The organism is Bradyrhizobium guangxiense, assembly GCF_004114915.1.
GTDB lineage: Bacteria > Pseudomonadota > Alphaproteobacteria > Rhizobiales > Xanthobacteraceae > Bradyrhizobium > Bradyrhizobium guangxiense.
This window is the reverse complement of record NZ_CP022219.1, coordinates 1273339-1287260: the sequence shown is the minus strand read 5'-3', so window position 1 is coordinate 1287260 and position 13922 is coordinate 1273339. Positions and strand designations below refer to the sequence as shown.

At 64.3% G+C, this 13922-nt stretch carries 14 protein-coding genes; 6 read left to right on the top strand and 8 right to left on the bottom strand.

The window, feature by feature from the left end; all coding sequences use genetic code 11:
• The first annotated feature begins 26 nt into the window (after positions 1-26).
• Complete coding sequence (locus tag X268_RS06050) at positions 27-1472, top strand: helix-turn-helix domain-containing protein (protein ID WP_128924085.1); 1446 nt, start codon at positions 27-29, stop codon at positions 1470-1472.
• Positions 1473-1528: 56 nt separating this feature from the next.
• On the opposite strand, the gene X268_RS39280 is transcribed toward X268_RS06050, so the two are convergent.
• The gene (locus X268_RS39280) at positions 1529-1822 is read right to left on the bottom strand and encodes an antibiotic biosynthesis monooxygenase (RefSeq protein ID WP_164937563.1); all 294 of its coding nucleotides are present in this window, start codon (positions 1820-1822) and stop codon (positions 1529-1531) included.
• A gap of 230 nt (positions 1823-2052) precedes the next feature.
• Here X268_RS39280 and X268_RS06040 point away from each other — a divergent pair, with 230 nt between their 5' ends.
• Together X268_RS06040 and X268_RS06035 are read left to right on the top strand one after the other, a co-directional pair.
• On the top strand, positions 2053-2853 hold the full coding sequence (locus tag X268_RS06040; RefSeq protein WP_164937562.1) for a zinc-dependent peptidase: 801 nt from the start codon (positions 2053-2055) through the stop codon (positions 2851-2853).
• Positions 2854-3016: 163 nt separating this feature from the next.
• Positions 3017-3373, top strand: coding sequence for a hypothetical protein (locus X268_RS06035; protein WP_128924083.1), 357 nt, complete (start codon positions 3017-3019; stop codon positions 3371-3373).
• Between the two features lie 12 nt (positions 3374-3385).
• Here the strand turns inward: X268_RS06035 and X268_RS06030 are convergent, their stop codons facing one another.
• Positions 3386-4027, bottom strand: coding sequence for a tetratricopeptide repeat protein (locus X268_RS06030; protein WP_128924082.1), 642 nt, complete (start codon positions 4025-4027; stop codon positions 3386-3388).
• A 135-nt stretch (positions 4028-4162) separates the two neighbouring features.
• Complete coding sequence (htpX, locus tag X268_RS06025; protein ID WP_128924081.1) at positions 4163-5107, bottom strand: zinc metalloprotease HtpX; 945 nt, start codon at positions 5105-5107, stop codon at positions 4163-4165.
• 278 nt (positions 5108-5385) lie between these two features.
• Between htpX and X268_RS06020 the strand changes: the two genes are divergently transcribed.
• The 3 genes from X268_RS06020 to X268_RS06010 all read left to right on the top strand — a co-directional run bounded on the left by X268_RS06020 (position 5386) and on the right by X268_RS06010 (position 8714).
• Positions 5386-6687 (top strand): lytic murein transglycosylase, encoded by a 1302-nt coding sequence (locus tag X268_RS06020; protein WP_128924080.1) that lies wholly within the window; start codon positions 5386-5388, stop codon positions 6685-6687.
• A 244-nt stretch (positions 6688-6931) separates the two neighbouring features.
• Complete coding sequence (locus tag X268_RS06015) at positions 6932-7435, top strand: DUF1993 domain-containing protein (protein WP_128924079.1); 504 nt, start codon at positions 6932-6934, stop codon at positions 7433-7435.
• A 178-nt stretch (positions 7436-7613) separates the two neighbouring features.
• A complete protein-coding gene (locus tag X268_RS06010) occupies positions 7614-8714 on the top strand; it encodes an alkene reductase (protein WP_128924078.1) in 1101 nt (366 codons plus the stop codon).
• A gap of 193 nt (positions 8715-8907) precedes the next feature.
• Here the strand turns inward: X268_RS06010 and X268_RS06005 are convergent, their stop codons facing one another.
• The 5 genes from X268_RS06005 to X268_RS05985 form a co-directional block, all read right to left on the bottom strand.
• Positions 8908-10650, bottom strand: coding sequence for an ABC transporter substrate-binding protein (locus tag X268_RS06005; protein WP_164938096.1), 1743 nt, complete (start codon positions 10648-10650; stop codon positions 8908-8910).
• 131 nt (positions 10651-10781) lie between these two features.
• On the bottom strand, positions 10782-11111 hold the full coding sequence (locus X268_RS06000; protein ID WP_128924076.1) for a DUF2160 domain-containing protein: 330 nt from the start codon (positions 11109-11111) through the stop codon (positions 10782-10784).
• Between the two features lie 10 nt (positions 11112-11121).
• Positions 11122-11928, bottom strand: coding sequence for a carbohydrate ABC transporter permease (locus tag X268_RS05995; RefSeq protein ID WP_128924075.1), 807 nt, complete (start codon positions 11926-11928; stop codon positions 11122-11124).
• A complete protein-coding gene (locus X268_RS05990) occupies positions 11928-12830 on the bottom strand; it encodes a carbohydrate ABC transporter permease (RefSeq protein ID WP_128924074.1) in 903 nt (300 codons plus the stop codon). The genes X268_RS05995 and X268_RS05990 overlap by 1 nt, the downstream gene beginning before the upstream one ends.
• Complete coding sequence (locus tag X268_RS05985) at positions 12830-13915, bottom strand: ABC transporter ATP-binding protein (RefSeq protein ID WP_128924073.1); 1086 nt, start codon at positions 13913-13915, stop codon at positions 12830-12832. Before X268_RS05985 ends, X268_RS05990 begins: the two co-directional genes overlap by 1 nt.
• Between the last annotated feature and the right edge of the window lie 7 nt (positions 13916-13922).

The following is a 13922-nucleotide window of genomic DNA, read 5'->3' as shown; positions in this document are numbered from 1 at the left end:
CTTGATGCAAATGGAGATCTGAAGCCATGGCCGCCGAGTCCGGCAAGAAACTGTTCGTCGGCCCGCGCTTCCGGAGGATCCGGCAGCAATTGGGGCTGTCTCAGACCCAGATCGCCGAGGGGCTCGGGATCTCGCCAAGCTATGTCAACCTGATCGAGCGCAACCAGCGCCCGGTGACCGCGCAGATCCTGCTGCGGCTGGCCGAGACCTATGACCTCGATTTGCGCGACCTCGCCACCGCCGACGAGGATCGATTCTTCGCCGAGCTGAACGAGATCTTCTCCGATCCCCTGTTCCGCCAGATTGATGTTCCCAAGCAGGAGCTGCGCGACCTCGCCGAGCTCTGCCCCGGCGTCACCCATGCGCTGCAGCGGCTCTACGCGGCCTATACCGAGGCCCGGCAGGGCGAGACGCTGGCGGCGGCGCAGATGGCCGACCGCGACGTCGGCACGCGCTTTGAAGCCAATCCGGTCGAGCGCGTGCGCGAGCTGATCGAGGCCAACCGCAACTATTTTCCGGAGCTCGAGCAGGCCGCGGAAACGCTCCGCGACGAGCTGGACGTGCCTGCCGAAGGGCTCTATGCCGCCCTTGCCGCACGGCTGCGCGAAAAGCATTCGATCCAGACCCGCATCATGCCCGTGGACGTGATGCGCGAGACGCTGCGGCGTTTCGACCGTCATCGCCGCCAGCTCTTGATCTCCGAACTGGTCGACCCGCCCGGCCGTGCCTTCCAGCTCGCCTTCCAGCTGGGCCTGGGGGAATGCGCGCAGGCTCTGGAGACCATCATCGGCCGCGCAGGCCCGCTCGACGACGCGCCGCGCCGGCTGTTCCGCATCACGCTCGGCAACTACTTTGCGGCCGCCGTGCTGATGCCCTATGCGGCCTTCCTCGCCGCCGCTGAAGCGCTGAATTACGACATTCACGTGCTGGCGCAGCGCTTCAACTCCGGCTTCGAGCAGGTCTGCCACCGCCTCACCACGCTGCAGCGGCCGAACGCGCGCGGCATTCCGTTCTTCCTCTTGCGCGTCGACAATGCCGGCAACGTGTCGAAGCGCTTCTCCTCCGGCACCTTCCCGTTCTCGAAATTCGGCGGCACATGTCCGTTGTGGAACGTGCATTCGACCTTCGACACGCCGGATCGCCTGCTCAAGCAGGTGATCGAGCTGTCGGACGGCACGCGCTATTTCTCGATCGCGCAGATGGTGCGCCGCCCTATCGCGCCGCACCCGCTGCCGCAACCGCGCTTTGCCATCGGCCTCGGCTGCGAAATCCGCCACGCCGCGCGCCTGACTTACGCCGCCGGCATGGATCTGGAGAAGACCGAAGGCACGCCGATCGGCGTCAATTGCCGCCTCTGCGAGCGCGAAAACTGCGCCCAGCGCGCCGAGCCGCCGATCACGCGCACGCTGATCCTGGACGAGACGACGCGCAGGGTGTCGAGCTTCGCATTCTCGAATGCACGGGAGTTGTGAGGGGCATGTTCTTCCTCTCCCCGCGCGCGGGGAGAGGCGAAGGCAATCCCCCGCCGCTACGCCAACGTATGCACGATCACGGGCCCGGCCGCGGCGCTCGCGTGCCCGGCGAGCAGCGGGCCGAGATCCTGCTCGATCCAGGCGATGGCGCGCTTGTTCGCTTCCTCGGCCTGCTCGAACTTGTCGAAGATCGAGATCGCGGTGACCGTGTCGTCGCCGGCATAGACGACGTAATAGGCGCGGAAACCGTCCACGTCGCTGATGATCGGAACGGCGCCGTCCTTGATGCGGCGCGCCAGTTCCTCCGCGCTCCCGCTTTTCGCCTTGGCCTGACGGATGGCGGCATACATGGCATCCTCCCTTCCGGCTGTCTGGATTGCCGGGCCTTGGGCCCGGAGTGGATGTTACGCCGAAGTGCGCCGCCGATCCATGCTTGGTTAACCCCGCACTAATCCATTGCAGCGATCTGCAACCAGCGGTTAAGCACGCCTCAACATCGGTGCCTTAGTCTTGCCCCACTCACTTTTCGCAAACAACGGTGGCCTATCCTGCCGGGCGAAGTGACATCAGGGGGTTCATCATGCGCATTGCGTTGCTGCTGACCGCAACCATCGTCGGCGCGCTCTTCGCCAGTCCGTCCCAAGCCGGATCGCTCGACGCCGACGCAGCGCAGCCGCTGCCGCCGGGCTTCCAGAGCTACCGCGGCTACATGTTCGACCTGTCGGAGAATTCCGACCGCAAGGACGTCGACAAGCTGACCGACAATCTGAAGCAGCAGATCGATCTCGTCGAAGGCGCCGGCCTCTCGCCGCGCGTGCTGCGCTTCTTCCATACCGTACCGATCGTCGCCAGCGAGCTGGCCTGCCTGGACGAAGGCGCCGCGACCGCATGCTATGGCCGGGTCACGCCGGACATTCGCCGCACTGCCCCGCGGACGCTGACGGTGTGGGACCCGGACAAGCAGCGCTGGACCAATCCGAACGCCGTCGACCTCGCGGTCGATTCGGGGCTCGGCGTGATCATGCTGCGCCCCGACATGATGCGCTACGAGAAGGAGGCCGTGCTGCTGCACGAGCTCCTCCATGCCTATCATGCGCGGCTGCTGCCGGACGGCTACGCCAACAAGGGCGTGATCGCCTACTACGCCCTGGCCAAGTCCAAGGATCAGCTGCCCAAGGAATCCTACGCGCTGAAGAACCCGATGGAGTTCTTCGCCGTGACCGCCAGCATCTTCCTCTCCGGCAAGAGCGAATTCCACGACCCGAAGTCGCGTGAGGCGCTCAAGGAGAAGATGCCGGACTATTACAAATATCTGGTCGGCGTGTTCGGATTCGACCCCGAGCCAGCGGCGTCGAGCGGCCCGGTTGCCTCGCTGAAATAAGCCCTCGCCCCAACGTTCCAAAGAGCCGCGCGACATGCGCGGCTTTTTCTTGTTGTGCGGGCCAGAAGCTGCGGATGACGCCCCGGCGGGAATTGCCAAGACGGGGCTCGATCTGCATAGTCCCGCCCGCATCGATACCGTTTTTCGAAGGGGATAGACTGACATGGCGGACGCCGACCTGGATGTCGTGATCCGGCAACTGGCCAGACAGCTGCATACGGGCCTGATGACCCGCGCCAAGGAGCGGCGGGATCGCTTCAACGGCCTCGCGGCCAAGGCCAAGAGCAAGGAGACCGCCGACCGCTTCAAGATGATGGCCAAGGCCACCCTGGAGCAGGCCACAGCCGCCGCCAAGCGCCTCCAAATGTCCGCCGACAACGTCGCCGACAGCTACGCGCGGTCCATGCGGATTGCCGCCAGCACGCCGATCGCGGTGAAGGTCGAGAAGAAGGCGAAGGACGAGAAGCCGGCGAAGAAGGCCGCCAAGGGCAAGAAGGCGAAAGCGAAAAAGGCGAAGTAAGGCGGGTCGCCCTCACCTTCGCGGCACTGACGCCTGCGTCGGCTCTGCACTCGCGAGCTCGGCGAGCTTGGCGCGCGCAGCTTCGCGGGCGCGGCTGTCCTTGCCGGCAGACAGCGCCAGCGCCGCCTCGAAATCGGCGCGCGCATCGTCGGCCTGGCCACGGGCGAGGAAGGCAAGGCCTCGGTCGAGACGGGCCTCGGCATCCCTGGGATCGAGGCGGACCGCGGTGTTGTAGCTCAGGATGGCGCGATCGATATCGCCAGCGGCGGCGAGCGCGAGACCGCGCTGGTGATAGGGCGCAGCGAGCTTCGGATCATGCGCGATCGCCTCGTCGTAATCGGCAATGGCGAGCTCGAGGTCGCCGTTCTGACGGCGTGCGAGCGCGCGATCGCGATAGAGCGCCGCACGGTTCGGATTGAGGTGAATGGCCTCGTCGAAATCGGCGATCGCCCGCTTGAAGTCGCCATGACGCAGCGCGATCCGCCCGCGTCCCTCATAAGCAAATGCGATCAGCGAGCCGCGCAGGGGCGAGAAACCGATCACGGCCGAGCAGATATCGGGATCGTCCTCGTCACCGCAATTGACGACCATGTGCGTGGACAGGCCGACGAGCACGCACAGGACGATCAGCAATGGTACAGCAGTTCTGGTCATCTTCGACGGCGGCCGGCATTTGGCCGGCCACGCATCCCCTTTCGAAGGAAGTGTCTGGCCGGGTGTTAACACCGGCGCCGTCGATCCTGTGTGCGCCAGGTCACAAAGCCGGACGCAAATCTCCGACGGGTACCGTCAACCCCAGGGACCAGGCGAAGGACCACGCGACGAGCGTCCCCACGGGCTCGCCGGCGGATAGTTCTCATTGGCGCCGACCGATGGTGCGACCCGCGCGCCGAGCTCGGTGGCGAGCTCTCGGAGCGCCGCGATGCGGTTCTGCGTCGAGGGATGGGTCGCGAACAGATTGTCCACGCCATGACCGGACAGCGGATTGATGATGAACATGTGCGCGGTCGCGGGGTTTCGCTCGGCCTCGTAGTTCGGGACCTGATGCGCGGCACCCTCGATCTTCACCAGCGCGGAGGCCAGCCACATCGGTTGTCCCGCGATGCGGGCACCGAGATTGTCCGCGGCATATTCGCGGGTGCGGCTGATCGCCATCTGCACCAGCATGGCGCCGAGCGGAGCGAGGATCATCATCAGGATCGAGCCGACGATGCCGAGACCATTGTTGTTCTCGCGATTGCCGCCGAAGAACATGCCGAACTGCGCCAGCATCGAGATCGCGCCCGCGATGGTCGCAGTGATCGTCATCAGCAGCGTGTCGTGATTCTTGATATGGGCAAGCTCATGCGCGATCACGCCGGCGAGCTCCTCGCGGCTGAGCTGGCGCATCAGGCCGGTGGTGACGGCGACCGCGGCATTTTGCGGGTTTCGTCCGGTCGCGAACGCGTTCGGCTGCGGCTCGTCCATCAGGAACACGCGCGGCATCGGCAGGCCCGCACGGCCTGCAAGCTCGGCGACCAGCCCGACCAGCTCCGGCGCGGTCGAACGGTCGACCTCATGGGCGCCGTACATCGAGAGCACCATGCGGTCGGAGTTCCAGTAGGTGAAAAGATTGGTCGCGGCGGCAATGACGAGCGCGATCATGGCGCCGGAAGCACCGCCGATCAGATAGCCGACGCCCATGAACAGGGCGGTGAGGCCTGCGAGCAGGATTGCGGTACGAAGATAGTTCATGGCCGTCTCCTGGGCCGGCTGCGGCAGGCTGAAGGCGCCAGCAGGCCGGCAGACATGAGGTAGGGATGACCCCGGCCCGGATGCAAGGTTTCAAGGTGCGTCGCGGAGCCGCGGTCAAGCACCGTCATTCCCGGGCGCCCGAAGGGTGAACCCGGAATCTCGAGATTCCGGGTTCGATGCTGCGCATCGCCCCGGAATGACGAGGGGATGGTTTGAGATCGATCATTCCACTAAACTTAGCGGGAATCCCCAGCGTCTCCTCCCCCCGCGGAAACCTCATGCTCCTGACCCGATTTGCGATCGCGGCCGCCACACTTCTTGCCCTCGTCCAGCCCGCCTCCGCCCAGTTCGCGCCGCCTCCCGCCAGGCCTGCGGCCCCAAAGGCCACCACGCCCACGCCGCGCGCCGCCGCGTGCCACAATGGCGCGAGCTTCGATCGCTTCCTCGCCGACGTGAAGCAACAGGCGGTGGCGGCCGGCGTGTCGCAGCGGGCGATCGCGGAGGCTTCGCCCTATCTCGTCTACGACCAGGGCATCGTCAACCGCGACCGCGGCCAACGCGTGTTTGGCCAACTCTTCACCGAATTCGCCGGCCGCATGGCCGCGCCCTATCGCATGCAGAACGGCCAGCAGCACATCAAGCAATATGCGGCGGCGTTCGCGCGCGCCGAGAAGGAATATGGCGTGCCGCCGGCGGTGATCGCCGCGTTCTGGGGACTGGAGAGCGACTTCGGCGCCAACATGGGCAATCTGCCGACACTGAAGTCGCTGGTGTCGCTGGCCTATGATTGCCGCCGCTCGGAGATGTTCGTGAACGAGACCATCGCCGCACTGAAGATTATCGACCGCGGCGATCTCTATCCCGACGAGATGATCGGCTCCTGGGCTGGCGAGCTCGGGCAGACGCAATTCCTGCCTGTGCATTACGTCAACTACGCCGTCGATTACGACGGCGACGGACGGCGCGACCTGTTGCGCTCACCAGCCGACGTGATCGGCTCGACCGCAAACTACATCGCCAACGGATTGAAGTGGCGGCGCGGCGAGCCGTGGCTGGAGGAGATCAAGGTGCCGCCGAACCTGCCGTGGGAGAAGACCGATCTCACAGTGCGCGAGCCGCGCTCGACATGGGCGCAGCTAGGGGTGACCTACCCCGACGGACGGCCGCTACCAAACGACAATCTGCCGGCCTCCGTGCTGCTGCCGATGGGGCGCTTTGGGCCGGCCTTCATCGCCTATGCGAATTTCGCGGCCTACACCGAGTGGAACAACTCGCTGATCTACTCGACCACGGCGGGCTATCTCGCCTCGCGGATTGCGGGCGCGGCGCCCATGCGCAAGCCGGCCCAACCGGTACCGCAGCTGCCGTTCAACGAGCTGAAGGAATTACAGCAGCTCCTGGTGCGCGCCGGCTTCAATGTCGGCAAGATCGACGGCGTGCTGGGCCAGCAGAGCCGGACTGCGGTGAAGGCGATGCAGATCAAGTTCGGCCTGCCTGCCGATTCCTGGCCGACCGCCGAGCTGCTCGCGCGCATGCGTGGCGGCACGGCGCAGGCCCAGCCGGCGGGAGTGGTGCGGTAATAGTCTTTCCGTAGTCATTCCCCGCGAAGGCGGGAATCCAGTACGCCGCGGCCTATCGGCTCGATCACTACTGCCTCGGAGTACTGGATCGCCCGCCTACGCGGACGATGACACCGTAGGTGGGGCACCGTAGAATTTTCGCATCGCACAAGCCGCTTTGCGCGATTGTATTTTTTCATGAGCCTCCCATTTGAGTGGCTCAGGTTTTTTCCTGAGATTTTCTCCATTCACAAGCGAGCATCACATGTCCTTCTACGACGCCGTCGTCCCCGCCTACTTGCAAATGCTGAACAGCATGGTTGGCCTGCTTACCAAGGCCGAGGCGCATTGCGCGGCCAAGAAGATCGACCCGAGCGTGCTGCTCGGCTCCCGCCTCTTCCCGGACATGCTGCCGCTGTCGCGGCAGATCCAGCTCGTCAGCGATTTCGCGACCAAAGGCTGCGCGCGCCTCACGCACAGCGAGGTGCCCTCCAATCCCGACACGGAAAAGACTTTCGAAGAGCTGAAGCAGCGTCTGGCCAGAACCATCGACTACGTGAAGTCGTTCAAGCCCGAGCAGTTCGAGGGCGCCGACACCAAGGACGTCACGTTCCCGAGTGGGCCCGACAAGACCACGACCCTGAAGGGCCAGCAATTCCTGAGTGCGTTCTCGCTGCCGAACTTCTATTTCCACTGCGCCACTGCCCACGGCATCCTGCGCCACAACGGCGTCGAGATCGGCAAGCGCGATTTCATGGGCGTGAACTGATTTACAAAATCGCACGGCCGTGACAGTCGAAATCCACTGTCACGGCCGAAATTGCACATGAATTATGCTACGCGCGACTTGCCGCGTAGCTCGCCTGCATTTCCGTATGGCTCGTCTCTTGCGCTCGATGTCGCGATGCACAAGTGTTTCCTGACCTTTCACCGTTTGGAACATCCCCATGAGCCGTTCGACCAAATTGTTTGAGACCTACAAGCTCGGCCCGATCACGCTGGCCAACCGCCTCGTCATGGCGCCGCTGACGCGCAACCGCGCCGTTCCCGGCACCTTCGTACCCGGCGCGCTCGCCGCCGACTATTACGGCCAGCGCGCCTCCGCAGGCCTCCTGATCACCGAAGCGAGCCAGGTCTCGCAACAGGGCCAGGGCTATCAGGACACCCCCGGCATCTACTCGAAGGACCAGGTCGCCGGCTGGCGCAAGGTCACCGACAAGGTCCATGAGCGCGGCGGCAAGATCTTCATCCAGCTCTGGCATGTCGGCCGCATCTCGCATGTCGATCTGCAGGCGAACGGAGCGGCCCCGGTGGCGCCGAGCGCAATCCGCGCCAAGGGCAAGACCTTCGTCAACGGCGGCTTCGCCGACGTCTCCGAGCCGCGCGCGCTCGAGCTTTCCGAGATTCCAGGGATCATCGACGATTTCAAGCGTGCCACCAAGAATGCGTTGGAAGCCGGCTTCGACGGCGTCGAGATCCACGGTGCCAACGGCTATCTGCTCGAGCAGTTTGCCAAGGACGGTGCCAACAAGCGCACCGACGCCTATGGCGGCTCGATCGAGAACCGTGCGAAGCTGATGCTGGAGGGCTCCAAGGCCGTTGCCGCCGAGGCCGGGGCCGAGCGGACCGGCATCCGCATCTCGCCGGTGACGCCTGCCAACGACATCTCGGATTCCAACCCGCAGGCCCTGTACGACCACATCGTCGACGGCCTCAGTGCGCTCAAGCTGGTTTATCTCCACGTGGTCGAAGGCGCCACCGGCGGGCCGCGCGACATCGCTCCGTTCGATTATGCGTCCTTGCGCAAGCGCTTCTCCGGCGCCTACGTCGCCAACAACGGCTACGATTTCGACCTCGCCACCAAGGTGCTGGACGCCAACGCGGCCGATCTCATCGCCTTCGGCAAGCCGTTCATCTCCAATCCCGACCTCGTCGAGCGGCTGAAGACCGGCGCAGCGCTGAACGACTGGGACAAGAATACGTTCTACGGCGGCGACGCCAAGGGCTACACGGATTATCCGACGCTGGCAGCCGAGCCGGCGGAGTAGCGGCGCGTCGTCGCTCTATCCTCCGTCATTGCGAGGAGCCCTTGCGACGAAGCAATCCAGACTACATCCGCGGAACGACTCTGGATTGCTTCGCTGCGCTCGCAATGACGTGGGGAGACAGCGCCCACAGGCGCAAAAGTAAAAGGCCGGGATCACTCCCGGCCTTTCGCATTTTGACGACGTTACGCGGTCCTTACTTCGCTTCCGCGCGCTTCGGGGGAGTCGCCGGCCACGACTTGATCAGGGTGTCGTAGTCGACCGTCTCGCCCTTCGGCTTCTCGTTGGCGAGCTTGCGCTGGGGCGCGATGGTGCCGTCCTTCTCGGCCTTCGCGAACCAGTACTCCGGCTTCTCCTTCTTGTGCAGCTTCGGACCGCAGGCGCCCTGCACGCCGGACTTCTCCAGGCGCTCCATCACCGAGTCCTGGGCCGCGGCAAGCGCGTCCATCGCCTGTTGCGGCGTCTTCGCACCGGACGACGCATCGCCGATGTTCTGCCACCACAGCTGCGCGAGCTTCGGATAGTCGGGCACGTTGTTGCCGGTCGGGGTCCACTGCACGCGCGCGGGCGAGCGGTAGAACTCGATCAGGCCGCCGAGCTTCGGCGCACGCTCGGTGAACGACTTGTCCCAGATGTCGGATTCACGGATGAAGGTGAGACCGACATGGCTCTTCTTCAGGCTCACCGACTTGGAGATGATGAACTGGAGATAGAGCCAAGCCGCCTTGCGGCGATCCGCCGGGGTCGACTTCAACAGCGTCACGGAGCCGGCGTCCTGGTAGCCGAGCTTCATGCCTTCCTTCCAGTACGCGCCGTGCGGCGACGGAGCCATACGCCATTTCGGCGTACCGTCCGCGTTCATCACGGCGATGCCCGGCTTCACCATGTCGGCGGTGAAGGCGGTGTACCAGAACATCTGCTGGGCGATGTTGCCCTGGGCAGGCACCGGGCCCGCTTCAGAGAACGTCATGCCCTGGGCCTGCGGCGGCGCATACTTCTTCAGCCACTCCAGGTATTTGGTGATCGAGTAGACCGCGGCCGGACCGTTGGTGTCGCCACCACGTTCCACCGAGGAGCCGACCGGGCGGCAACCTTCCATGCGGATGCCCCATTCGTCGACCGGCAGACCGTTCGGAATGCCCTTGTCACCGTTGCCGGCCATCGAGAGCCAGGCGTCGGTGAAGCGCCATCCGAGCGAGGGGTCCTTCTTGCCATAGTCCATATGGCCGTAGACCTTGACGCCGTTGATCTCCTTGATGTCGTTGGTGAAGAACTCGGCGATGTCCTCATAGGCGGACCAGTTCACGGGCACGCCGAGCTCGTAGCCGTATTTGGCCTTGAACTTGGCCTTGTAGTCGGGGTTGGTGAACCAGTCGTAGCGGAACCAATAGAGGTTGGCGAACTGCTGGTCGGGCAGCTGATAGAGCTTGCCGTCCGGACCGGTCGTGAACGACTTGCCGATGAAGTCGTTGACGTCGAGCATGGGATCGGTGACGTCCTTGCCCTCGCCCGCCATGTAATCCGACAGCACGACCGTCTGGCCGTAGCGGAAGTGCGTGCCGATCAGGTCGGAATCGTTGATCCAGCCGTCATAGACGTTCTTGCCGGACTGCATCTGGGTCTGCAGCTTCTCGACGACGTCACCTTCCTGGATGAGGTCGTGCTTGAGCTTGATGCCGGTGAGCTCGGAGAACGCCTTGGCCAGCGTCTGCGATTCATATTCGTGGGTGGTGATGGTCTCGGAGACGACGTTGATCTCCATGCCCTTGAACGGCTCGGCGGCCTTGGCGAACCACTCCAGCTCCTTCTTCTGGTCTTCCTTCGACAGCGTCGAAGGCTGGAATTCCGCGATCCACTTCTGGATCACGGCGTCGTCGGCGGCGCGGACCGGCGCCGAGACAGCGAACGACACCGCCATGATGGCGGCGGCGCTGGACATGGTCAGAAAATTGCTCTTGGTCAATGGACCTTTCCTTCTCCTAAACTGTCGCATGTTGTTCCTCCGTTGCAGCGACAAACTTTTATACAGGCCCGGGTTTCCCCCCGGATCTGGCCGTCCCTTCGCAAGCTTCAGACCGTGCGGAAAATGAGCACGGCCGTCACCAGCGAAATTCCACTTGCGAGCCACAGGCGCGAGATCTCGACGCCCTCCTCGCCGATCGGCAGCGTTGCGATCGCGTCGGTACCGAACAAGCCGATCCAGAGCAGGTGGATCACCGCAGCTGATATCAGCGAAATGAACAGGCGGTCGCCGCGCGTGGTCGGAATGCGAAGCACGCCGACCCGCTCGGCTTCGGGATAAACGGCTGCGAGCCAGGTCATCACCGCGAGCGTGCAGGCGAGCGCGGCGAAGAAGATCGCCGTCGGCAGCGTCCAGGCCATCCATGCGATGGATTCCATTGATGCCTCCCTAGACGCGACCGAGCGCGAAACCGCTCGCGATGTAGTTGCGGACGAACCAGATCACGAGCGCGCCCGGGATGATGGTGAGCACGCCGGCGGCCGCGAGCAGGCCCCAGTCCATGCCCGAGGCCGACACCGTGCGGGTCATGATCGCCGCGATCGGCTTGGCCGACACCGAGGTCAGCGTGCGCGCCAGCAACAGCTCGACCCAGGAGAACATGAAGCAGAAGAAGGCGGCGACGCCGATCCCACTCGCGATCAGCGGCACCAGGATCTTGATGAAGAAGCGCGGAAACGAATAGCCGTCGAGGAAAGCGGTCTCGTCGATCTCGCGCGGCACGCCGGAGACGAAGCCTTCGAGGATCCAGACCGCCAGCGGTACGTTGAAGATGCAGTGCGCGAGCGCCACCCCCCAGGGCGTATCGAACAGGCCTATCGCCGAATAGAGGTTGAAGAACGGCAGCGCGTAGACCGCGGCCGGCGCCATGCGGTTCGACAGCAGCCAGAAGAACAGGTGCTTGTCGCCGAGGAAGCGGTAGCGCGAGAACGCATAGGCCGCAGGCAGGGCGACCGAGATCGAGATGATGGTGTTGAGGACGACGTATTCCAGAGAATTGATGTAGCCGGAATACCAGCTCTCGTCGGTGAAGATGCGCTTGTAATGCTGCAGCGTCGGCGTGTGCGGCCACAGCGTCATCGTCGAGACGATCTCGCTGTTGGTCTTGAAGCTCATGTTGACGAGCCAGTAGATCGGCAGCAGCAGGAAGATCAGGAACAGCCCCATGATGAGCCGGCGGCCGGGAATCGAATGCATCACGCGGCTCCTTCCTGCGGCTTCCGCTCGGTGCCCGCATTGGTCATGACGGTGTAGAAGATCCAGCAGACGATCAGGATGATGAGGTTGTAGACCAGCGATAGCGCCGCGGCCTTGCCGAGGTCGAACTGGCCGAGCGCGATCTTGACCAGCTCGATCGACACGAAGGTGGTGGAATTGCCGGGTCCACCGCCGGTGACGACGAACGGCTCGGTGTAGATCATGAAGCTGTCCATGAAGCGCAGCAGCACCGCGATCAGGAGCACGCGGTTCATCTTCGGCAGCTGGATCGCCTTGAACACGGCCCAGCGCGAGGCGCCGTCGATCTGCGCGGCCTGGTAATAGGCTTCGGGGATCGACTTCAGGCCGGCGTAGCACAATAGCGCGACGAGGCTGGTCCAGTGCCAGACGTCCATCACGATGACGGTGACCCAGGCATCGATGTCGTTGGAGACGTAATTGTAGTCCAAGCCGGCGGCGTTCAGCACATAGCCGAGCAGGCCGATGTCCGGCCGTCCGAAGATCTGCCAGATGGTGCCGACCACGTTCCACGGAATCAGCAGCGGCAGCGCGAGGATGACGAGGCAGGCCGCCACGGTCCAGCCCTGGCGCGGCATCGACAACGCGACCACGATGCCGAGCGGCACCTCGATCGCGAGGATCACCAGCGAGAAGAACAGGTTGCGACCGAGCGAGGCGAGGAAGCGGCCGCCGAGATCGGTCGAGGGATCGAGCAGCTCCTTGAACCAGCCGACGCCGTTCCAGAAGAACTGGTTGTTGCCGAAGGTGTCCTGCATCGAATAGTTCACCACCGTCATCAGCGGTAGCACCGCAGAGAAGGCGACCACCAGGAACACCGGCAGCACCAGGAACCAGGCTTTTTGGTTGACGGTCTTGTCCATCAGGCGGCTCCCTCCACCAGAAGGCTGTCGGCATAGACGTGGACGTGCGACGGATCGAATTTCAGCCCGGCGTCGCCGTCGGATGACGTGAAGCCCGCCGGCGCGCGCGCCGCGAGCTTGGCATCACCGAGGCGCGTCCGCGCAAAGCGGATGCGGCCGAGATCGTCGATGCGCTCGATCCTCGCGGTGAGCAGGCCCGGCGCAGGCGCCACGATCTCGACGAATTCGGGACGGACGCCGATCTCGATCTTCGCGCCGGCAGGCAGATTGTCGTAAGCGCGGTTGAGCGCGATGACATGGCCGCCAATGCGCGCCTCACGCCCCCTCCCCTCGGCCGGCAGGATGTTCATGCCGGGGGAGCCGATGAAATAACCGACGAAAGTGTGCGCGGGCTTGTCGAACAGCTCGGCCGGGGTGCCGCTCTGCACCACGCGGCCGTCATGCATGACGACGACGGTGTCGGCGAAGGTCAGCGCCTCGGTCTGGTCGTGGGTGACGTAGATCATCGTGAGATCGAGCTCGCGATGCAACGCCTTCAGCTTCGATCGGAGCTGCCATTTCAGCTCGGGGTCAATCACCGTCAGCGGCTCGTCGAACAGCACGGCGGCGACGTCGGAACGGACCAGGCCGCGGCCGAGCGAGATCTTCTGCTTGGCGTCGGCGGTGAGCCGCGTCGCCTTGCGGTTCAGATAGGGCTCGAGATCGAGCAGACGGCCGATCTCGGCGACGCGCTTGTCGATCTCGGCCTTCGCCACGCCGCGGTTCTTCAGCGGAAACGCCAGGTTCTGTCCGACCGTCATGGTGTCGTAGATCACCGGAAACTGGAACACCTGGGCGATGTTGCGCTTCTGGGTTGACAGCGGTGTGATGTCCTTGCCGTCGAACAGGATTTTCCCGCGCGAGGGCGTGATGATGCCGGAGATGACGTTGAGCAGCGTGGTCTTGCCGCAGCCGCTTGGGCCGAGCAGCGCATAGGCTCCCCCCTGCCGCCAGGTCATGGTCACCGGCTTCAGCGCAAAGCTCTCCTGCGGCGCATCATTGCCGCCGTAGGAATGGGCGAGATCGACGAGGTCAATGCGGGCCATGGCGCAC